Annotated in this window: 19 protein-coding genes and 1 tRNA gene; 13 read left to right on the forward strand and 7 right to left on the reverse strand. The window is 40.5% G+C overall.

Annotation, left to right across the window (positions count from 1 at the left end; all coding sequences use genetic code 11):
* Positions 1 to 42 precede the first annotated feature (42 nt).
* The 4 genes from ACXYMT_RS07635 to ACXYMT_RS07650 are packed head-to-tail and all read right to left on the reverse strand — an operon-like array spanning position 43 to position 2,656.
* Complete coding sequence (locus tag ACXYMT_RS07635; RefSeq protein WP_324719624.1) at positions 43 to 360, reverse strand: FtsB family cell division protein; 318 nt, start codon at positions 358 to 360, stop codon at positions 43 to 45.
* Positions 361 to 378: 18 nt separating this feature from the next.
* Complete coding sequence (udk, locus tag ACXYMT_RS07640; RefSeq protein WP_459058489.1) at positions 379 to 987, reverse strand: uridine kinase; 609 nt, start codon at positions 985 to 987, stop codon at positions 379 to 381.
* A 50-nt stretch (positions 988 to 1,037) separates the two neighbouring features.
* Positions 1,038 to 1,472: a c-type cytochrome gene (locus tag ACXYMT_RS07645; RefSeq protein ID WP_459058490.1), complete on the reverse strand. Its 435-nt coding sequence runs from the start codon at positions 1,470 to 1,472 to the stop codon at positions 1,038 to 1,040.
* Positions 1,472 to 2,656, reverse strand: coding sequence for a PQQ-dependent sugar dehydrogenase (locus ACXYMT_RS07650; RefSeq protein ID WP_459059159.1), 1,185 nt, complete (start codon positions 2,654 to 2,656; stop codon positions 1,472 to 1,474). The genes ACXYMT_RS07645 and ACXYMT_RS07650 overlap by 1 nt, the downstream gene beginning before the upstream one ends.
* 319 nt (positions 2,657 to 2,975) lie before the next feature.
* Between ACXYMT_RS07650 and ACXYMT_RS07655 the strand changes: the two genes are divergently transcribed.
* The 12 genes from ACXYMT_RS07655 (at position 2,976) to ACXYMT_RS07710 (ending at position 16,011) form a co-directional block, all read left to right on the forward strand.
* Positions 2,976 to 3,557, forward strand: a complete 582-nt coding sequence (locus ACXYMT_RS07655; RefSeq protein WP_459058491.1) for a Crp/Fnr family transcriptional regulator — start codon at positions 2,976 to 2,978, stop codon at positions 3,555 to 3,557.
* 183 nt (positions 3,558 to 3,740) lie between these two features.
* The gene (locus ACXYMT_RS07660; RefSeq protein ID WP_459058492.1) at positions 3,741 to 4,289 is read left to right on the forward strand and encodes a YceI family protein; all 549 of its coding nucleotides are present in this window, start codon (positions 3,741 to 3,743) and stop codon (positions 4,287 to 4,289) included.
* A gap of 35 nt (positions 4,290 to 4,324) precedes the next feature.
* Entirely contained in the window at positions 4,325 to 4,810 is a 486-nt protein-coding gene (locus ACXYMT_RS07665) for a hypothetical protein (RefSeq protein WP_459058493.1), read from the forward strand.
* The gene (locus ACXYMT_RS07670) at positions 4,801 to 5,433 is read left to right on the forward strand and encodes a DsbA family oxidoreductase (protein ID WP_459058494.1); all 633 of its coding nucleotides are present in this window, start codon (positions 4,801 to 4,803) and stop codon (positions 5,431 to 5,433) included. Before ACXYMT_RS07665 ends, ACXYMT_RS07670 begins: the two co-directional genes overlap by 10 nt.
* A gap of 53 nt (positions 5,434 to 5,486) precedes the next feature.
* Positions 5,487 to 6,056: a YceI family protein gene (locus ACXYMT_RS07675; RefSeq protein WP_459058495.1), complete on the forward strand. Its 570-nt coding sequence runs from the start codon at positions 5,487 to 5,489 to the stop codon at positions 6,054 to 6,056.
* Positions 6,057 to 6,133: 77 nt separating this feature from the next.
* Positions 6,134 to 6,580, forward strand: a complete 447-nt coding sequence (locus tag ACXYMT_RS07680; RefSeq protein WP_459058496.1) for a DoxX family protein — start codon at positions 6,134 to 6,136, stop codon at positions 6,578 to 6,580.
* A gap of 141 nt (positions 6,581 to 6,721) precedes the next feature.
* Positions 6,722 to 7,903, forward strand: coding sequence for a DUF4249 domain-containing protein (locus ACXYMT_RS07685; protein WP_459058497.1), 1,182 nt, complete (start codon positions 6,722 to 6,724; stop codon positions 7,901 to 7,903).
* A 206-nt stretch (positions 7,904 to 8,109) separates the two neighbouring features.
* Positions 8,110 to 9,294 (forward strand): DUF4249 domain-containing protein, encoded by a 1,185-nt coding sequence (locus ACXYMT_RS07690; RefSeq protein WP_459058498.1) that lies wholly within the window; start codon positions 8,110 to 8,112, stop codon positions 9,292 to 9,294.
* Positions 9,295 to 9,583: 289 nt separating this feature from the next.
* Positions 9,584 to 10,312, forward strand: coding sequence for a hypothetical protein (locus ACXYMT_RS07695; RefSeq protein ID WP_459058499.1), 729 nt, complete (start codon positions 9,584 to 9,586; stop codon positions 10,310 to 10,312).
* The gene (locus tag ACXYMT_RS07700) at positions 10,309 to 13,056 is read left to right on the forward strand and encodes a carboxypeptidase-like regulatory domain-containing protein (protein WP_459058500.1); all 2,748 of its coding nucleotides are present in this window, start codon (positions 10,309 to 10,311) and stop codon (positions 13,054 to 13,056) included. Before ACXYMT_RS07695 ends, ACXYMT_RS07700 begins: the two co-directional genes overlap by 4 nt.
* A gap of 9 nt (positions 13,057 to 13,065) precedes the next feature.
* Positions 13,066 to 14,247, forward strand: coding sequence for a DUF4249 domain-containing protein (locus ACXYMT_RS07705; protein WP_459058501.1), 1,182 nt, complete (start codon positions 13,066 to 13,068; stop codon positions 14,245 to 14,247).
* Positions 14,248 to 14,256: 9 nt separating this feature from the next.
* Entirely contained in the window at positions 14,257 to 16,011 is a 1,755-nt protein-coding gene (locus ACXYMT_RS07710) for a hypothetical protein (protein WP_459058502.1), read from the forward strand.
* Between the two features lie 115 nt (positions 16,012 to 16,126).
* On the opposite strand, the gene ACXYMT_RS07715 is transcribed toward ACXYMT_RS07710, so the two are convergent.
* The 3 genes from ACXYMT_RS07715 to ACXYMT_RS07725 all read right to left on the reverse strand — a co-directional run bounded on the left by ACXYMT_RS07715 (position 16,127) and on the right by ACXYMT_RS07725 (position 19,339).
* Positions 16,127 to 18,178 (reverse strand): sensor histidine kinase, encoded by a 2,052-nt coding sequence (locus ACXYMT_RS07715; protein WP_459058503.1) that lies wholly within the window; start codon positions 18,176 to 18,178, stop codon positions 16,127 to 16,129.
* 463 nt (positions 18,179 to 18,641) lie between these two features.
* A tRNA-Pro gene (locus tag ACXYMT_RS07720) sits at positions 18,642 to 18,716 on the reverse strand.
* A gap of 194 nt (positions 18,717 to 18,910) precedes the next feature.
* On the reverse strand, positions 18,911 to 19,339 hold the full coding sequence (locus ACXYMT_RS07725; protein ID WP_459058504.1) for a helix-turn-helix domain-containing protein: 429 nt from the start codon (positions 19,337 to 19,339) through the stop codon (positions 18,911 to 18,913).
* Between the two features lie 212 nt (positions 19,340 to 19,551).
* Here ACXYMT_RS07725 and ACXYMT_RS07730 point away from each other — a divergent pair, with 212 nt between their 5' ends.
* Positions 19,552 to 20,283 carry a CPBP family intramembrane glutamic endopeptidase gene (locus tag ACXYMT_RS07730; protein WP_459058505.1) on the forward strand — a complete coding sequence of 244 codons (732 nt, stop codon included), beginning with the start codon at positions 19,552 to 19,554 and terminating at the stop codon, positions 20,281 to 20,283.
* Positions 20,284 to 20,316 lie beyond the last annotated feature (33 nt).

A 20,316-nucleotide genomic window follows, 5' to 3' on the forward strand; every position in this document is an offset into this window, starting at 1 on the left:
TTCATCAAATTAAAGGACCTCTAAAATCACATTTTTTAGAACCTAATCTTCTTCCTCCCTGTACTCAATGATAAAAATCTCTTCATTATCCCTCTTCATAAAATATTCGCGTCGGGCAAATTTTTCGAGTTCGAGGGAATCATTTAGATTTTCTATAATGGCTTTGTCGTGTGAGATCTCGTTGAGGTAATATTCCTTATTCTTTTCCAGGTCGTCGATCTCAAGATCGAGTTCCCTGTGAATAAGCCAGGAGTTGCTGTCCAGGAAAAGCATCCAAAAGCTAAACGCGACCAGCACCAGCGTGTATTTGTTGGCGATGATGCGAAACCATCTGTTACTGCGGATGTCTTTCCACTTCATAACCCGAAATATACAAAATTACAGTAAACGTTGACGTATGATGGTTTGAACAATATCAACAGCCACCGTATTATATCGATTGGTAGGAATAATAATGTCTGCAAACTCCTTGGTAGGCTCAATGAACTGTTGATGCATAGGCTTTAAAGTGGTTTGGTAACGGTTCAAAACTTCTTCCAGGTCACGACCTCTCTCGGCAATATCTCTTTTAAGGCGTCGAATAAGCCGCTCATCACTGTCGGCATGTACATAGATCTTGATGTCAAACATTTCGCGAATGTCGGGATGGGTGAGGATGAGGATCCCTTCCACGATGATGACCTTGCGAGGTTCAATAGTGATGGTTTCCCCGGTGCGGTTGTGCTCCTTAAAAGAATAAACGGGTTGCTGAATGTTCTTCCCGGCCTTAAGATCTTTTAAATGAGAGACCAGCAGGTCAAAATCTATGGATTTAGGATGGTCAAAATTGATCTTTGTACGCTGCTCGTAGGTGAGGTGGCTGGTGTCCTGGTAGTAAGAATCCTGGGAGATAACATCGACTTCCTCATTCTTTAGCTCCTCGATAATTTGATTAACTACAGTAGTTTTTCCGCTCCCGGTACCTCCGGCAATTCCAATAATCAACATATTCTAAATTTTCGGCAAAGGTAATTATTTACCGAGTTACCAAATATGGTTTATTTTTTTATGGCCGCAACTTCTTCTTCAGTAACAGGATCTGTGAGCTTATTGCCCCACGAACTGTTGATGTAGTTCATGACATCGGCAATTTCTCTATCGCTAAGGCCAAGAGAAGGCATAAGATTGTCATATTCTACACCATTGACCTCTATAGGGCCCCGCAACCCGAATTTTATAGCATGTATCGACTCTTCCCGCTTTTCTGAGAGCCAATTTGAATTTTGCAAAGGCGGAAAAACTCCTTTTATGCCTTCTCCATTTGAAAGGTGACAGGAAGCACAAAAATTGTTATAGATCTCTGCGCCACCTGAAATGCTTTCTTTCACCTGGGGAGGGAACTCCTGCTGTGATAATGCTGTAGTACTTTCCTGGGATTTGTTCTTGCACCCAAAGATCGCAGTAAGCAAGCAAATCACTAATAGTCTCCTCATTATGCCTGCTTCGGAATTATTCTTACTATTCCCTTTCCTTCAACCGAAACATAGATATCACCGTTAGGCGCCTGAACGATATCACGAACGCGTCCTATTTGTTCCAGGATCTTTTCACGTGCCGTTACAGTTTCACCATCTAAAGTTAAATGTTCTACATATTGAAATTTCAAGGATCCAACGAGAAGATCTCCTTTTAGATCGGGATATTTGTCTGAAGATACATGTACGAATCCGCTGGGAGCGATAGAAGGCACCCAGTAGTATAGCGGGTCTTCAAAATCTGGCCCCGATGTTTCATCTGTAAACCTGGTCCCGTCATAATTGATCCCGTAGCTTACCAAAGGCCAACCGTAATTAGCTCCTTTTTCAACCGCGTTGATCTCGTCGCCTCCCTGGGGACCGTGCTCATGAACCCAAATCTCTCCGGTCTCATTATTATAGATCATTCCTTGCGGATTTCTGTGTCCATATGAATAAACTGCTTCTACAGCTTCAGGCTGACCAACAAATGGATTGTCCTGAGGGATGCTACCGTCAAGGTTAAGCCTGTAAACTTTTCCACCATCGCGGGTAAGGTCCTGAGGATTAACATCGCGATCTCCACGGTCACCAATACTGAAGAAAAGATGGCCCTGGCCGTCAAACTCTATTCGGGAGCCAAAGTGTTGTCCGCGGGTTGTATTTGGAGTGGCCTTGTAAAGTACCTCTTTATTGGTCAATTTATTGTTTTCTAATTTTGCTCTCATTAAAGTAGTATTTCCGCCTTCGCCTTCCCCTTCTTCAGAAGCGTAAGTGAAATAGATCCAGCCATCACTTTCGTAATCTGGACCAATAGCTACATCAAGGAAGCCACCCTGGCCACGGTTATAGACTGCGGGTGCTCCCTCTACCTGTTGTTTCCGGCCGTTACTAAAATGAATAAGGTCTCCACTTTTTTCGGTAATGAGGATGCTGCCATCGGGAAGAAAAGCCATTCCCCATGCGATCTGTAGATCGGGAACCACTACTTCATAATCGTATTGGGCAGTAGTGACTTCTTCTTCCGGAATGGTTACAGGAGAATTTTGGCCAACAGTTTCATTGTCGGTTTCCTGGTCGGTTTTTTCGGCTTTAGTACCATTTTCACCACAAGCAATAAGGCTAAGGGCAAGGCTAAGAATTAAGAGTCTTTTCATTTTAATGTTTTTGAATTGGCCCTTTTTATAGGGAAACCCAAAGATAACAAGAAAAACATGAAGAAACGAAATTGGAAGTGCCATCCTGTTTCTCATAAAAGATGTTCGTTTTATCATTTTTGGAAGGTAAGTGCTAAGCCTTTTTACTTAAAACACTTCAGCTTAATTCGATCTTTCCACCTCAGAATTCACAAAAGGTTCTGAGCTTCAGGAGCTCCAAAAATGACATTTGAGAAGCTTATTCAGCAATAGGAGGAAGAGATTCATGTGCAAACTAACTTCCGGAATAATACCTATCTTTAAATCCTGAATTACTTGCTTTAATATGTTCGATTTTCTTCAGAAAAAGGTAAATGAAACCATCTCAATAACCGGGGAGGAATTTGAATATGCCAAAACCTTATTTCAGCCAAAAAAGCTTCGAAAAAGGCGTTTTTTACTGGAAGAAGGGGAGGCTTGTATCTACACGACCTTTGTAGAGAAGGGTTTGCTTAGGAGCTACACCATTGACGAGAAAGGAAACGAGCATATCCTGCAGTTTGCACTCGAAGGCTGGTGGAGCGGAGATCTTTACAGCTTTCTTACGGGAGAGACTTCAGAATATAATATTGAGGCTCTTGAAGATAGTGAACTGCTGCTGATCACCAAAGAATCCTGGGATCAACTTCTGAACGAAGTTCCGGCTTTTGAGCGCTATTTCCGGATCCTTATTCAGAATAATCTTATTGCCACTCAGCGGCGATTGATGGGTACATTCAGTACTACTGCTGAAGAACGCTATCAAAAACTCCTTAAAGAATTTCCCGATATCATTCAGCGGGTGCCATTGCATATGATCGCTTCTTACCTGGGTGTGACGCGGGAAACCCTTAGCCGTATTCGAAGCCAGATGGCTTCGGGTTCTTAGTATACCTTTCAAAAATGTCATTTTTGACACCTCTTCTCCTGAAGGTTCATTTTCTTCATCATCAGCCTTTTCTATAAAAACCGTGACATAGATCACATTCATTTATTATCATAGGTCATTGGTTACAGAGATGTGCGCCTGTAAATTTGTACTGTAATTAATTCTAAACATAAAACAGAAAATATGAGTACAGAAACTGAAAACATCGCAACTACAAAATGGGCTATCGATCCAACGCACAGTGAAGTGACTTTTAAGGTAAAGCACCTTATGATCTCTACAGTTACCGGAAAGTTCAAGGTTTTTGAAGGTTCGGCTGAAAGTGAAGGAGGAGAGTTTCAAACTTTAAAAGACATCGAATTCCAGGCTAATGTTAAGTCAATTGACACCAGTAATGAGCAAAGAGATGAGCATCTTAGATCTGGCGATTTCTTTGAGGTTGAAAAGCATCCTTACCTTGTTTTCAAAGCGGAAACTTTTGACGTAAACAGTGATACTGTTGAAGGGCAACTTACTATAAAAGACGTGACCAAACCTGTTACTCTAGACGTGGAATTTGGAGGAGTGGTTGTCGATCCTTATGGGCAAACAAAGGCCGGACTAACTGTTTCAGGAAAAATTAGCCGTAAGGAATTCGGTTTGACCTACCACGCGGTTACCGAAGCAGGAAACGTGGTTTTGGGAGATCAAATTAAGCTGAATGTTGAAGTTCAGTTTGTAAAGCAAGCTTAAAATAGGCCTGTTAGGCTTCGTGAAAAATTTAAGAGATGGGAAAGAGAACAGTAGCAATTATTGGCGGGACCGGGAAATTTTGCCCCGGCCTGGCAAAGGCGGCTGTACAGCAGGACTTGCGCCTGCTGTTTATCTCCCGTCAAAATTCCACTTTTGAGCAGGAGTTGAAGAAGCTTCCGACTGCAGCCGAGGTCGAATTTCTCACCTGTGAAAAAGAAGGGTGTTGGGAAGCCGATGCTATTGCTTTTACGCGACCAGATGAAATCGAACCTGCTCTTTTGACAAGAATTAAAAAAGTTGCCACACAAAAACCGGTGCTGGTAATTGGAAGTTTGGAAGAGAATGAAGAATTATGTAAAAAAGTTTGCTTTCAGGATTTTCTGCCGCATTCGCAGGTAGTAGAGCTTAAATTAGCAGCGGCAGAATTCGGCATCTTTGGAGGAAAAAGTGAAGTGAATGAGAAGGTAAGGGATTTTTTTAAAGCCGCAGGTTATCACGAAAATAATGAGTTATGGAAATAAAAATATGGTCTGATGTTCGTTGTCCTTTCTGCTATATAGGCAAAAGGAAATTAGAGGCTGCTCTTGAACAATTTTCGGACAAGGAGGAAGTGAGGATCACCTGGAAGAGCTTTCAGTTAAATCCAACATTAGAGACCAGGACAGACATTAATGTCATCGACTATTTTGTCGATACCAAGGGAGTCACTGCAGAGCAGGCGAGGCAAATGCTAAGCGGCGCAACCCAAATGGCTGCTGAAGTTGGGCTCAACTTTGATCTTGAAAAAGGGGTTTTAGCAAACTCTTTTGAAGCGCACCGACTTATACAAATGGCAAAGACGCAAGGACTGGGAGATGAGATTGAAGAAGCACTTTTCAAAGCTCATTTTGAAGAGTTTAAAAATATTGACGATCGGGAAGTACTTGTCTCTGCAGCTGTTTCTGTAGGAATGGGTGAAGCAGAAGTAAGGGAGATGTTCAATTCTGATGCCTTTGCCTATGAGGTTAAGCAGGATGAGCTGGAAGCCCGGAACATTGGGGTGAGAGGAGTTCCTTTCTTTGTCTTTGACGATCGCTATGCGGTTTCAGGAGCACAACCCGTCGAGGTTTTTTTAGAGACACTCGGGAAAACAATGAACAATTAGCAATTAACAATTAACAACAAAGAATTAATAATTAACAATTAAAAATGATTAACATGAAACAAATATTCTCTTTTCTATTTATTGCTCTTGTGAGCACAACAGTATTTGCTCAAACTACCTGGAAAGCCGACAAAGCACATTCACAAGTTTCTTTTGGAATTACGCACCTGGGAATCTCTGAAGTTGAAGGGCTCTTCAACGAATTTGATGCTACTATAATAGCTTCTAATGAAGACTTTAGTGATGCTGAATACACTGTGGAGATCATGGTGCCTTCAGTTGACACCGGTGTGGAGATGAGGGACAACCACCTAAAAAATGCCGATTTCTTTGATGCTGAAAAGTATCCAAAAATGACATTTGTTAGCACTTCTTCAAAAAAAGTAGGGGAGGGTAAGTACAAAGTGACCGGTGACCTTAGCTTTCACGGGATCACTAAACCTGTAACCCTGGATGTGTGGTACCGCGGAACTGTGGAAAACCAAAAAGGCACAAAGATCTCAGGGTTTGCCATAAGCGGAAGTGTAAAGAGATCAGATTTTGATCTGGGCCCGGGATTTCCGGAAGCTGTTTTAAGCGATGAGGTCCTTATTGACGTAGACGCCGAATTTAAAAAGAGCTAAACTGTAAATGACGGAGCCGGTGACGGTTATCCCCCTGCTTTAGATGTCCGTTCCGGTTCCTTTTATTCTTTAGAAATATGAAAAAGTTTTTTAATTCAAATTTTGCTACTGCCCAGGTGGATATAGTGCTTTTGATCATAAGAGTAGGAATAGGTGCCATGATGTTGGTGCACGGTTTCCCCAAATTGCAAATGCTGCTTGCGGGTGGAGAGATCCAATTTCCGGGAGTGATGGGACTAAGTCCTGCATTGTCATTAGGACTTGCAGTATTTGCAGAATTCCTCTGTTCAATTCTTTTGATCATTGGTCTTAGAACCAGACTTGCTTCTGTCCCTTTGATAATAGCTATGTTAGTTGCCGTTTTTGTTGTTCACGCTAATGATCCTTTTGCAAACCAGGAACTGGGACTTCACTACCTCTTGTCTTACATTGTTCTGCTCATTCTCGGCGGCGGAGAGTTCTCTGTTGATGCTTTCCTGTTCAGGACTCAAGACAACAGGCAGCCGGCATTCCCGGGAAACTAGATCTCTGAAAATGACATTTTAAAGCCCCCTCTCGCGGGGCTTTTCTTTTTTTTGAGAAGATCGCAATCATTTTTATGCTATTACTTTGGACTTTTAAATATTTAAGTAGTTTTGGAGGATATCCCAAATTGAAAGGAGTGTATGACGATAAACTATAATAAAGGTGCATGGTTAAAGATCTTGGTGATCGTATTTTTGGGATCTTCATTAGGGTGCGTGGAGCCTATAGAAATTGAGACGGAAACGTATGAGAATGCGCTCGTAATAGAAGGTACTATAACAGATGAATTAACAAATCAACTAATTCTTTTGAGTCGTACCTATCCTCTCGAAGAAAGCGGCCCTTCAGAAGAAAGAAATGCAGATGTGAGAGTGGTGAGCAAATCTACTGTTTATAAATTCGCGGAGGTTGAACCGGGAAAATATGCTTCTGTTCAGCCTTTTAGAGCTGTACAGGGCGAGCAGTATATCCTGGAGATCACAACTTCAAATGGAGATGAGTATGCCTCCGAGCCTGAAGAACTGCCTCAGAATTCGGCGATAAGCTCCTTATATGCTGAAAAAACCACTTTTGAAGGAGAAACCGGAGTTGCTATTCTGGTAGATGTCACAGGACCTGCAGCAACTTCGGGATATTACAGATATGATTATTCTGAAACATATAAGATCGTTTCCCCATTTAAATTCGATCTCGATGCTCAGGTCATCAATGGCGAGTTCGTGGAGTTCCCAAAGACAAAGGAAGAGACGGTGTGTTATGTAACTGAAGCTTCACAAAAGATCTTTCTTGCAAATACCAATGTGCAGGCTGGAAATGACCTAAATGCTTTTCTCATTAAGTTCATGGAGTTCTCCAGCTTTAAGACTGCCCATCGCTATAGTATTCTTGTGCGCCAATTTTCCATTTCTGAAGAAAGTTATTCTTACTATCAAACATTGAAGGATTTTTCGGATTCGGAGAGCCTGTTCACTCAAAACCAGTTAGGCTTGATCAATGGAAATCTCTTTTCTGTAAGTGATCCCGACCAGCCTGTAGTGGGAATGTTCACCGTGGCAGGAGTAAGCTCAGAAAGAATATTCTTCGATTTTGAAGACTTTTACGGTGATCTTGATTTTGGAATAGATGAGCATGTGAAATGTGAGGTGCTTTTTCCACCCACTTCAACTGTCAACGAAAGAAAGGCAATAGGAGGACAATTAGAAAACGGATCATTAAAGTACTTGGGGTTTGAAATGGGTGTGGGCTACAGGTTCATAAAAGCAGGATGTGTAGATTGCACGATCTTCGGCTCTAATGTCGCGCCTGATTTCTGGGAAGAATAACCATTCATCAAAGAAATAAAGTCCCTAATGAGATATTTTTGGAGGCTTATCTAGGTTATTGTATGGCTAAGGAAAAATAAATTCCCGCCCAACCAGATATTAATATTGGGTTCTTTTAAATTTGGGGTAGATTCTAAATTAATATTATCACGCTACATCTTAATTATTTAAGTAATTTTGGAAGATATCCCATTCCGACAGAGCAAATGATAAATATATCCAGGTTATGGACAAAGATTTTAGTAGTTGCTCTAATGGGACTTTTTGTAGATTGTGTTGAGCCAGTGGATATAGAGACCGGCACCTATGAAAATGCTCTGGTGATAGAGGGTAATATTACTAACGAACTTTCAATCCAGGAAATTTTTTTGAGCCGAACCTACCCACTGGAAGAAAGCGGTCCTTCGCACGAAATAAATGCAGTTGTCAAAGTGGTGAGTGGAACAGATATCTACTCATTTATAGAAGTTGAACCCGGCAGGTATAGATCTCTTGAGGTTTTCCAGGCCGTACAGGGCAGGCAATACACCCTGGAAATTTCTACATTAAATGGGAATCAATATTCCTCTCAACCGGTAGAACTACCTCAAAGCTCCGGGATCACTTCTCTTTATGCTGTGAAAACAACTTTTGAAGGGGAAACAGGAATTGCCATTCTTGTGGATGTTACCGGCCCCGAAGCAACGTCTGGCTTTTATAAATATGCGTTTTTAGAGACTTATAAAATAGTTTCTCCTTTCTCTTACAGTTTTGACGTGGAGGTAATAGACGGGGAATTCGTTGAAATTCCCAAGACCCGGGAGGAGACAGTGTGTTATACAACAGAGGCTTCTAAAGAAGTTTTGCTGGCAAACACCAACCTCCAGAGCGGTAATGATCTCGAGGCTTATTTGATCAAATTTATGGGACGCAGAAATTATAGAACGGCCCACAGGTATAGTATACTAGTCCGCCAGTTTTCCATTTCTGAAGAGGCTTTTTCTTACTATGAAACTTTAAAAGATTTTTCGGAATCTGAGAACCTGTTTGCTCAGAACCAATTGGGATTGATTAACGGAAATGTCTATTCTGTGAATGATCCAGATGAACCCGTGGTTGGAATATTTTCTGTTGCCGGAGTAAGCTCGAAAAGGATCTTCTTTAATTTTGAGGATTTTTATAAGCGTCAGGAATTTATTCCCAGCGCTCATGTAGAATGTGAAGTCCTCCTGCCACCCACCGCTACAGTGGCGCAGAGAAATGCTTTAGGTGAGCAGTTGCGGATTGGAGACCTAAAATACCTCGGTTACGAAAAGGCTCTTCCGGCTAATATTTACAGGTTCATAAAAGCGGGCTGTGTAGATTGTACCCTTTATGGATCAAATACAGCTCCGGAATTCTGGGAAGAATAATTAGAGAGATTTTCAACCTTTTTGATAAATAGGTGTCAAAAAAGGTATTTATAATACCCAATTTTCTTGATGGCTTTTTGCAGATCATTATGGAAATAGAGAGATTTAAGCCTCCCCCGGATTAACAATCTCGCTGAAACTGTTAATTACAGTGGATTAATGACCCATCAATTGTTGCGTTAAAAAATGATGAATTATAAATAATTGTTTAGTTTTGGGTCCGCCCTACAATTTTTTAAGAAATATTTATTACACATTTTCTTACCTGACTAGGTATTATTAGAGACTAATGATCTACTTCAACAGAATTTTATTTTCCTTGATATTTCTTTGTGGAACTTCTGCCAAAGCACAGGAAATTCCCGTTGAGCTGCAGCAAGCTTATGAAGGTTTTGATGCAACCATCGGGGTTCAGAACACCGATATTTTTACTGGAGTTGAATACATTGAAAAGCATAGAATGGTCAACGAAAGACACAAGTTTTACAGCTCGGATGAATACGTTCCCACTACTGTTTTTTATGAAGGTCAGCCCTACTTCAAAATACCTGTTAGGTATAATATATTTGACGATCTTCTCCTGGTAAAACTTCCCAGTCAACGTGGAGATACAGATTTCCAGCTACTTAGCAACCGCCTTGATGGCTTTTTCCTCAATTCCAGAAGGTTTATTAATGTTTATGAAGCAGGTTCGGGTTTTTCAGGGTTTTATCAGCTGCTATATGAAAATACCGAAATGCAGGTACTTAAAAAATACAGGCTTTCACAACAAAGGATCTCAAGACGCGATCTGGTTCATTACGAATTCAAACCCAAATCTCCCGAATACTACTTCAAATACAGGGACAATTACTATGAATTAAACCGGGGAAATCTATTAGAACTTTTCCCTGCTCATAAAGCTGAAGTTAGAGATTTTTACAGGGATTACAGGAAACAGGCAAGAGTGCAGCAGGATGATGCACTGGTTGCTATGTTTCAAAGATTATCGAACCTCTCAAATGACACAGCCCAATGAGAAACTTTTTGGCTTGTATGTTCTTCCTGATTGTATTTACAGCAGGGGCACAGAATAAGGAAAGAATTGATCTCCAATTCTCAAATCTTCCGCTTCAGGAAGTGTTGATGCAAATTGAGAGCAAGACCAACTATAAATTCTATGTAAATGAAAGCTGGCTTCCAGAGAAATTAATTTCAGGTAGCTATAATGACGTAAGTCTGGACGAGATCCTGAATGATCTTTTGAAAGAGACACTTTTAAATTATCATTTCCTGGATAATAGAATTATCCTCACTCAAAACAGTGTGATCTACGATGAACTGCCCGAAAGTTTTTTTGGTAAAGAGGAAGTGCAGGTAGTAGAGGAAGAAGAGATGTATAATCCGGTTTTTTACGAAGATGTACAAAGGCCAACACAAGCCATAGCTGAAACTGTTAATATTGGCCGGGCCAGCAGGTCAAGCAGTAAATCAAGGCTAAACCTCACCGGAAGAGTTACCAGTGCCGAAGATGGCCAACCAATTCCAAACCTGGCTATATCGGTAAGAAATTCTGAGATAGGAACTGTTACCGATGAGAATGGATTTTACAGCTTAAGATTACCACCCGGGGTGAACATTGTGGAAACAAGATCGCTCGGAAATGAAGATGTTGCAAAAAGAGTTGTGATCTATAACGACGGGCAACTCAATTTCAACCTTAAAGAGGACTTCCAGCAGCTGGGAGAGGTGGTGCTGGAATCCAATCCAGATAGCAATGTCAATGATGCGGGTGGAGGTAAAGAAGAGATCAACGTGGAGGAGATCAAGAATATTCCTCTTGTTCTTGGAGAAAGGGACATATTAAAAGTGAGTACAACTTTACCGGGGATATCTTCGGCTGGAGAAGGCGCTGCAGGGTTTAACGTGCGGGGTGGAAGGGCAGATCAAAACCTTATTCTTCTGGATAATGCAGTGATCTATAACCCTGCCCATTTCTTTGGACTCTTTTCAGCATTAAATCCCTTTACAACGGGAGCAGTGGATATATATAAAGGTCACATGCCAGCACATTTTGGAGGTAGGTTGTCTTCGGTTTTCGACATAAGGACCAAAGATGCTAATGTTACAGAATTTGCCGGGGAAGGAGCTATAGGCCCGGTTACCGGTAACCTTACCCTTGAGGTGCCTGTCGTAAAAGACGAAGCCGGATTTCTGGTGGGGGTGAGAAGCACCTATTCTGACTGGATCCTGAAATCTCTAGATGAAGAATCCCTAAGAGATAACGAAGCATCCTTCTATGATGTGGTAGCAAAATACAATCATAGGATAGGTAATGATACCGACCTGGATGTAATGGGATATTATAGTGATGACAGATTCAATATTACTCCCGACTCACTTTACAGTTACAGTAACAGGTTGTTGTCCCTTGACCTGGTTCACAGGTTCAATAACAGGCATCAGGGAAACCTACAGGTGACAAATTCAGATTATAAATTCGATATAGATTACGCAGGAGAATTTACAAACGATTTTAGATCGGGCTATGGAATAAATGAAACAGGTCTAAAAACACATTTTAAGTACAAGTTAAATGATAAGCACAGGCTGGATTATGGCCTGGGAGCGAAACTTTATGTGGTAAATCCCGGAGAGATCGAACCCCGCGGGGACTCACCTATTGAGGCGAGAGAAGTGCCACAGGAAAAAGGCGTTGAAGCTGCGATCTTCCTTGGTGATGATTACGAGATAAACAGCAAACTTCTATTAAGTGCAGGAATTAGATTTTCCATGTTTGCAGTACTGGGAGAAGGAGAGGAAAGAATTTATCAGGAAGGTGCTCCGAGAAGGGAAAGTTCGGTAGTTGACAGAATTCAATATGGGAACAACGAGGTGATCGAAACTTACGGTGGACCAGAGATCAGGGTGTCGGGCCGGTACCTTTTACAGGAAGATCTTTCAGTAAAGGCAAGTTATAACAGTACCTATCAGTACATACACACTCTGTCGACCAACACTACTGCTTCGCCTACAGATACCTATAAACTTTCCGATGCGATCATTAAGCCGCAGCAGGCAAATCAGTACTCTCTTGGATTTTATAAGAACATGTTCAATAATATGTATGAACTAAGCCTGGAGGGTTATTATAAAACTTCCAATGATATTCTGGATTATAAAGTAGGTGCTCAGCTCTTCCTTAATGAAACTATTGAAACAGAGATCTTGCAGGGAGAAGGTAAGTCTTATGGAGGTGAATTCCTTTTGAAGAAAACCAAAGGAGACCTTAATGGCTGGTTGAGTTATAGTTATTCACGTTCTTTCGTGAAGCTGGCAGGGGATTTCAATGAGGAGATCGTAAATAATGGAGAATTCTTTCCGTCAAACTTTGATAAGCCTCATGATTTCTCCATGGTAGCTAATTATAAATTTACTCAGAGGTTTAGTCTTTCGGCAAATTTCGTTTACCAAACGGGAAGACCTATTACTTATCCGGTAGGAAAATATAACTACAACGGGGCCGAATATGTTATGTATAGTGACCGAAACGAATTCAGGATTCCTGACTATTACAGGCTGGATCTTAGCTTGAATATTGAAGGAAACCATAAGATCGAGAAGCTTGCTCACAGCTTCTGGAATATTTCAGTTTATAACGTGCTTGGAAGAAATAATCCTTATTCAGTTTTCTTTGTGACCGAAGATGGAGAGGTGAAAGCTTATAAGACTTCAATTTTCTCCATTCCTGTGCCTACAATAACTTATAACTTTAAATTTTAGTAGTACTCCATGATGATTGCCAAATTAAAAGGTTTAAGAAGATTTCTGGCAACTGTAACATTGGTAGGATTGTTTTCCGGATGTGTAGAGCCCATCGAAATTCAGACCGAAACCTATGAAAATGCACTCGTAATAGAAGGTACCATTACCAGCGAATTGTCGCAGCAGGAGATCCTTATAAGCAGAACCTATGAACTTGCGGAAGATGGTCCATCCAGGGAGAGTAACGCTATGGTCGAGGTCCTTGGAAATTCCAATGTATACGAATTCCGGGAAGCAGAGCCGGGCAGATATATTTCTGTACAGCCCTTTTGTGCTGAACCGGGGGTAGCATACACTCTTGAGATCACCACTGCAGATGGAAGACACTACAGCTCGGAAGCTGAAGAACTTCCCGCCAGTTCTGATATTACCTCCCTATATGTTGAAAAAAGTATTTATGAAGACAAAACAGGAGTGGCAATTCTAGTGGATGTAAATGTTCCAAAAGAAACTTCAGGCTATTATTTATACGACTATGTGGAGACCTACAAGATCGTTTCTCCATACCAGATAAATTTGGATCTAAAAGTGATTGATGGGGAATTTGTGGAAGTAGAAAAGACAAGAGAAGAAGCCATTTGTTATACTACCGAGGCTTCTAAAGAAGTGCTATTAGCCAATACCAATGCACAGGAGGGGAATGATCTTGATGCTAACCTGATTAAGTTTATGCCAAAGGAGAGCTTTAAAACTGCTCACAGATACAGTATCCTTGTAAGGCAATTTTCAATTTCTGCCGAGACCTATTCTTATTATCAGACCCTCAGGGATTTTTCAGAATCAGAGAACCTGTTCTCACAGAACCAGTTAGGATTGATCAATGGGAATGTTTTTTCGGTTAGCGATCCCGATGAGCCTGTGGTGGGAATGTTCTCTGTAGCCGGGCTAAGCCAGGAGAGGATTTTTTTCAACTTTGAAGATTTCTATGATCGTGATGATTTTATGCCAAATGCTCATGTAGAGTGTGAAGTTTTATTTCCTCCCACCATGACCCGGCCGCAAAGAGAATGGATCGGAGAACAGTTGGAAGTAGGATCTTTAAAATATTTTGGATTTGAAATGGGAGGCGGCTACAGGTTTGCCAAATCTGGCTGCCTGGATTGCACGAAATATGGATCTAACGTAGCACCAGACTTCTGGGTAGAATAGAATAAACTTATGAGAATACCATTTACAATACTTGCACTTTTCTGTCTTTTTTCTTCTGCGGAAGTTAAGGGACAGGCTGTAGAAAAGTCTCTTTTAGCCGAAGGTTTATCTGAAAGTTCCATAGATGAGAAGATCTACCTGCATTACAACACTTCCTTGCTGTTTCCCGGGGAATATTTTCTTTACAGCGTATACAGCCTGAAAAATGGTTCCGGCGAGGCATCTAATTTCAGTAAGATAGCCTATGTGGAAATGATAGGGAAAGACAGTGAAACTGTCTTTAGCCAAAAAATTAAATTGGAAAATGGGAGGGGAAGTGCAGATTTCTTTATTCCTACAGACACTCCTTCTGGAACCTATAAGTTGATCGCTTATACCAACTGGATGAAGAACCTCAAAAATGCCTTTTTTGAAGGGGATCTTGTGGTGATAAATCCTTATCAGGGTAATCAGAAAGAATTACTAGATCCTTCCGGAGAAGTTGAGTTAGAGGGAGCTCCAAGTTCTTTAACCACTGTTGCTGAAAAGGAGCAAAGAGATGTCTTTGAGCTCAAACTGAACAAAAGTGAATTTTCCAACAGGGAACAGGTTGTAATAGAATTGATAGGCAAAGGTGCAGATGCGGCTGCAGGGAGATATTCACTTTCCGTCCGAAAAATAGGAGATCTACCTGCTCCTCAAAAAAGTGATCCTGCAAAGGTATTGGTGAGAGGATCCAAGCCTGATCAAATGAATAGCGCTCAGAAAGTATTCTTACCTGAACTACGTGGGCAATTAATTAGCGGTAGTGTGGTTTCAGCCAATGCTGCAGCAATAGAGAATATTAAGGTCGCCTTATCTATTCCCTCATATAAAGGATTTGCACAAATAGCAGTCACCAATCAAAATGGACAATTCTTTTTTAACCTGGATAGGGAATTGCGGGACGAAGATGCAGTACTTGAAATATTGGGAGAGGCTGGAAGTGAATTGGAGATCAAAATTGACACAAATGAAGGGATGGAGACCGAAAATCTCGATTTTCCCGATTACTTCATCACTCCGGCTATGGAGGAGGAGATCGTGGAAAGGAGCCTATACAACCAGATAGAAAATGCCTACTTCTCTGTTAAACCCGATACTCTTGCACCTGTTCAGGAGGAAGTGATCTTCCCTGAAAGTATTGTGGAAACATACGATCTTGATGATTATACGCGATTTAAGAGTGTATCGGAGACTTTCGTTGAGATCATTAAGTCTGCCTGGGTAAAGAGAGAAGGGCGGGACAACCGTGTGTTTGAAGTCCGCGGACTTATAGGTCATCTGGCAATGCGTCTTAAACCCCTGGTGATGGTAGACGGACTTTTACTTCAGGATCATTCTGCCTTGATAAATTACGACTCACGCAGGATACAAACCATAAAGATCATAAGAGATAAGATCTATCTGGGGCCGGAGATCTTTCAGGGTGCCATTCTTGTAGAAACTATTGATGGAGATTTCCCGGAGCAATACCAGTCTCCAAATTCTGTAAAGGTTGAGTTGGAGCATCCAGAGATCGCTAAGAAGTATTTCCAGCAGGTCTATAACGAAGAGAACAGAGACAATCGAATACCAGATTATCGTTATCAGCTTTTGTGGAAACCCCAATTGTCTCCGATTAAGTCAGATAAGGAGATCAGCTTTTTTACCTCAGATGTAGATGGGGAATTTGAGGTTGTGCTGGAAGGTTTTACAGCAAGTGGAACTCCTGTGAATATTCGGAAAAATTTTACGGTTCAATAATTTATTGGATCTTCAATTGTTAAGCCTAAACTGTAAACTAGAGAGTGTGAGGCTTAATAGTCTGACTTACACCTTTTAAGGATATTCCTGAAAGTGTTTTTCCATAGAGGTTTTTTTACGCCTTTGCACCTTCGCGAAGGGGAATATAGTTCCCTTGTTTGAGAACAATTGTAAATTCAGTGCCCTCACCAACTGTACTCTTAAGAGAAATTCTTCCGCCCATTGTTTCCACCTGATTTTTCGTAATAAAAAGTCCTATTCCTCGTGCATCTTCATTTCCGTGAAAGGTTTTGTACATACCAAAGATCTTATGTCCAAATTTTTCCATATCTATTCCTTTCCCATTATCTTCAATCTTCACTACCACTTTGTCAGAATCTGGAAAGGCAGAAAATTTTATAAAAGATTTCTTAGAATTTTCTCTGTACTTAATAGCATTAGTGACAAGATTTAAAATTATACTATCAAGATAGGCAGGCAAAGCCATGACCTCTAAATGTTCTGGAGTATTATTAATAACTGTCGTCCCGGTTTCTGAAAGAATTGGATGAACAGAAGATATCGCTTTTTCCACTGCACTGTTGAGGTTCAAGCTCTCTAAATCTTCATAGGTGGATTTATTTGAAGTAGCTATCTTCTCAAGATCAAAAACCGTATCTTCTAATTGTGCAGACGCTAGAACAAGCATCTGTACCATTTCATTCTCTCCCTGCTCCGGTAATTCCTCGAGGTACAAATTGAGTAAACTTTTAAAATTTGCTGAATGATTTCTGAGATTGTGGGAAACAATATTCGCAAAGTTTTTTAGGCGATCATTCTGTTCTTGTGTAATGTGAAGAATTGAAGCAATTTCTTTTTGAGCTTTTTTTAAGTCTTCAATATCTGTCGCTACCGAAAGATAACCAGTGACTTGATTATTTTTTTTAATAGGAGTAATGGTTACCTGTACAGGCATTAATTTTCCGCTACGGGCTTTAAACTTCCATTCTTTAGTATGAGGTAATCCATAATCTGCAAGGAACTTTAGGATATCGGAAGGTTTGTAGCTTTGGTTGTTAAAATTTTCCAGTTCATGTCTTCTTTCCTCAATTTCTTGCTCCAGGTGTAATATAGCATAGGGTAATTTTCCAATTACTTCTTCTTTTGAATACTCTAGTAAATTTTCGGCACCCTTGTTAAAGGAAGTGATGATTCCCCTCTGGTCAAAGCCTATTATACTGACTTGTGAACTCGCTTCTAAAATATTCTCCAGGTCACCTAATGCTTTACCCAAAGCTTTTTCAGTTTCTTTTAAAGATGTGACATCGGTAATTTGTGAGATGAAGTAAAGTGGATCTCCAGCTGAATCGCGGACAAGAGAAACAGAAAGAATTATATATATGGTATGGCCTTTTTTGTGGAAATATCTCTTTTCCATTTGATAAAAACTGCGTTTACCTCCTACCAGTTCGTTCAAAAGGGAGAGATCGGCTTCTAGATCATCGGGGTGAGTGATATCCTGAAAGGTTAATTCCTTCAATTCCTCTGGATTGTAGCCCACTATCTCACAAAGTCTGTCGTTAACCTCGAGCCAACGTCCTGTTGGGTCTAGCAAAGCCATTCCAATAGCCGCATTTTTGAAGCTGCCTTCGAAAATTTCCCTGTTTATTCGATCATTTTCAGTTCTTTCCCTTTCGAAATCCAGTTCATATGATTCTCCCAATCGAAAATTTTTCCTACTGAATGCCAGAACAATTAAGTCTTCACCTACTTCATCTTTTGAGTAATAGGAGGAGTAATCCATGGTTAGTAGGTACCCCCGGGAGTGCCTCAATCTCAGGATTCCTTTATTTTCACCAGCTTTATAGTTTTGTACTTCCAATAAACTGTCTAAGACTTCAAAATCTTCATTGTCGACAATTTTATTCCACCGGGGAGCCTCATCTGGCTTATGAATTAAATCCAAAGTTTGGATCAACTTTGGACTGATCCATTTTTCTTCAGGTGTAGAGGGATAAAAGAGTATATAACCCTGTAATGCATTATTTTGAAGGGCATCAAATAGCTCCTCATCCTGTAGCAGAATATTGTAAATATTCCATTGCCCCTTTTTATTATCCTCTTTTAAATCTGAAGTTGATTTTGAATATACAGGATGTTTCTTACTGCTACACTTTTTAATTTTCATACCCGCCCTAATCAGTAATTATTTCCGATTTCTTTGATTTTAATCTGCCTTTGGTCTACCAACATAACACTTCTGCAGCAAAAAAAAGGATTAAAACCAACAATATTATAATGTGTTAAATATTTCCCAAAAATAACCAATAATATCAGATTTCAGTACTTCATCTTGTTTTTATAGCCGTATGTCGAAAATTAGCTGATTTCCCAACCTACCCAAGAATCTTGTATTAAACTTTCAGATGTGGTTTGAGACCGTAATTCCCATGCTTGAAAAATTTGATACGATCAGTAAGTATAAATATGAAATTTACCGGTAGAAAAGGAGTTTTAGAGAAAAATTACAATTACAACAATGCCTGCAGGCATAACCTGCTCGAGCTTTTCTGTTGTCCTTACGCTTATTAAAGAGCTCTCACCTCGGTCCAATAAAAAAGCCCTGCACTTTCGTGCAAGGCTTTGTTTTGTCGGGGTGGCAGGATTCGAACCTGCGGCCTCCTGCTCCCAAAGCAGGCGCGATAACCGGGCTACGCTACACCCCGAAATCAGCTTATGCTGAAAACTTTTAAACTTTCAGATTCCAATTTTGGATTCCTTAAGCGGCTGCAAATATAGGAAAGAACTTTACTTTCCTAAGGTATTTCTACTCTTTTTTTTAAGAAAAGTCTGCAAAAATACTTCTTACACTAAGGGTCCACTCAGCTTGGATTAACATCAGTGTGACAATTTAATAAATCTAAGCCTTAGGTTTCTGGTGAGTCCAAATCACCCATTGAGCAAGGCCAATTATAAACACTACTCCTGCCCAGAAAAGGGCAGCTTCAAAATTGTTTTCAGGAAATTCAGGTGATTGAATGAGAAATGCAAAGGCCAGTAAAAAGATTATGAGGGGCGAAACAGCTGATAGAATGATCTTTTTGGCTTTTTTGGTACTCCCGGAATCTTTGTCTGCGGAGTCTCCGTTTCTAATTTCAAGGTCTGAAAAATCTAAAGCAGTCGCCAGGGATTTTATGGTGAAGGGCCGGGGCAGTACTTCAGCTTTTTCTATCCGCTGAATGGAGCGTAGGCTAATTCCCGTTTTTTCTGCCAGGTCTGTTTGAGTATATCCCTTTGCTTCTCTTTTCGCCCGGACTACTTCAGCCAATGTCTGCTTTTTTATCTTCATTTTGCTAGCATTTTCAGCTTTATCTTATGCCATTTATACGCCATTTCAACGTCAGGTTCCAAAAATAGTATTTTAAAGGAACTATCACCGGGCGCGGCCCGGGATGGAATCAGGTTTGTGAAATCCTTACTGTCATATCGGTGCACGGCTTTAGCCGCCGACTTCTAAAAGGCTATTTTGTCTACTTTTACACTTTAAATTAACTTTCCAAAATGCTTGGCAATCTCTTATTGTTACTTCTATCATGGGTGCTTCTAAAATTTTCGGGAAGTGATTTAAAAGTCCTGGGGTTGTTTCCTACCCGCTTAAGGAGCCGACAATTTTTTTCAGGTTTTCTGCTCACCGCGGTATTAGCTGCAGTTTACTTCCTTGGCCTTCTTCTGGTTCTCGAAGCAAAAGTTTCGGTCAACTCAAATTATTCTTTTTTGGACTTTCTAAAAGGATCCTGGTGGACCATACAATCTGTGCTTTATGAGGAACTTCTTTTTAGGGGAGCTCTGTTGTTTTTGGCGCTCAAATATCTGGGTAAGCTTAAGGGAATTCTTCTATCCGCTACTGTTTTTGGTATCTATCACTGGTTCTCCTATAACGTCTTTGGAGATCTGGTTCAAATGATCTACACCTTTATACTAACAGGAATAGGCGGTTTTGTTTTCGCATATGCCTATGTAAGAACAAAATCTCTTTACTTACCCATTGGATTACATTTTGGATGGAACTTCGTTACCATTGTTATCTTTTCCCAGGGGATTTTTGCGGAAGATCAACTGCTCATTTCTTCTACTGACAATGAAATCGGAACGTTTGGTAGTATAATTTCACTGCTGTACCAGGTTGTTCTGTTCCCTGTATTTTCTATTCTGCTCATAAGATTTTTGACCTTGAAAGATGGGACTGATACTTCTGTTAGAAATGATGTTCTGGAAATACCCTCCATGGATTAACCGTCAGTATATCAGCTATGATGCATTTATTCA

It is taken from the genome of Salinimicrobium sp. CAU 1759 (genome assembly GCF_054482715.1).

Bases quoted from the DNA above. Each gene is read 5' to 3' on its own strand.
- ACXYMT_RS07635 (WP_324719624.1), bottom strand. From the start codon at position 360: ATGAAGTGGAAAGACATCCGCAGTAACAGATGGTTTCGCATCATCGCC.
- udk (WP_459058489.1), bottom strand. From the start codon at position 987: ATGTTGATTATTGGAATTGCCGGAGGTACCGGGAGCGGAAAAACTACT.
- ACXYMT_RS07645 (WP_459058490.1), bottom strand. From the start codon at position 1,472: ATGAGGAGACTATTAGTGATTTGCTTGCTTACTGCGATCTTTGGGTGC.
- ACXYMT_RS07655 (WP_459058491.1), top strand. From the start codon at position 2,976: ATGTTCGATTTTCTTCAGAAAAAGGTAAATGAAACCATCTCAATAACC.
- ACXYMT_RS07660 (WP_459058492.1), top strand. From the start codon at position 3,741: ATGAGTACAGAAACTGAAAACATCGCAACTACAAAATGGGCTATCGAT.
- ACXYMT_RS07665 (WP_459058493.1), top strand. From the start codon at position 4,325: ATGGGAAAGAGAACAGTAGCAATTATTGGCGGGACCGGGAAATTTTGC.
- ACXYMT_RS07670 (WP_459058494.1), top strand. From the start codon at position 4,801: ATGGAAATAAAAATATGGTCTGATGTTCGTTGTCCTTTCTGCTATATA.
- ACXYMT_RS07675 (WP_459058495.1), top strand. From the start codon at position 5,487: ATGAAACAAATATTCTCTTTTCTATTTATTGCTCTTGTGAGCACAACA.
- ACXYMT_RS07680 (WP_459058496.1), top strand. From the start codon at position 6,134: ATGAAAAAGTTTTTTAATTCAAATTTTGCTACTGCCCAGGTGGATATA.
- ACXYMT_RS07685 (WP_459058497.1), top strand. From the start codon at position 6,722: ATGACGATAAACTATAATAAAGGTGCATGGTTAAAGATCTTGGTGATC.
- ACXYMT_RS07690 (WP_459058498.1), top strand. From the start codon at position 8,110: ATGATAAATATATCCAGGTTATGGACAAAGATTTTAGTAGTTGCTCTA.
- ACXYMT_RS07695 (WP_459058499.1), top strand. From the start codon at position 9,584: ATGATCTACTTCAACAGAATTTTATTTTCCTTGATATTTCTTTGTGGA.
- ACXYMT_RS07700 (WP_459058500.1), top strand. From the start codon at position 10,309: ATGAGAAACTTTTTGGCTTGTATGTTCTTCCTGATTGTATTTACAGCA.
- ACXYMT_RS07705 (WP_459058501.1), top strand. From the start codon at position 13,066: ATGATGATTGCCAAATTAAAAGGTTTAAGAAGATTTCTGGCAACTGTA.
- ACXYMT_RS07710 (WP_459058502.1), top strand. From the start codon at position 14,257: ATGAGAATACCATTTACAATACTTGCACTTTTCTGTCTTTTTTCTTCT.
- ACXYMT_RS07715 (WP_459058503.1), bottom strand. From the start codon at position 18,178: ATGAAAATTAAAAAGTGTAGCAGTAAGAAACATCCTGTATATTCAAAA.
- ACXYMT_RS07725 (WP_459058504.1), bottom strand. From the start codon at position 19,339: ATGAAGATAAAAAAGCAGACATTGGCTGAAGTAGTCCGGGCGAAAAGA.
- ACXYMT_RS07730 (WP_459058505.1), top strand. From the start codon at position 19,552: ATGCTTGGCAATCTCTTATTGTTACTTCTATCATGGGTGCTTCTAAAA.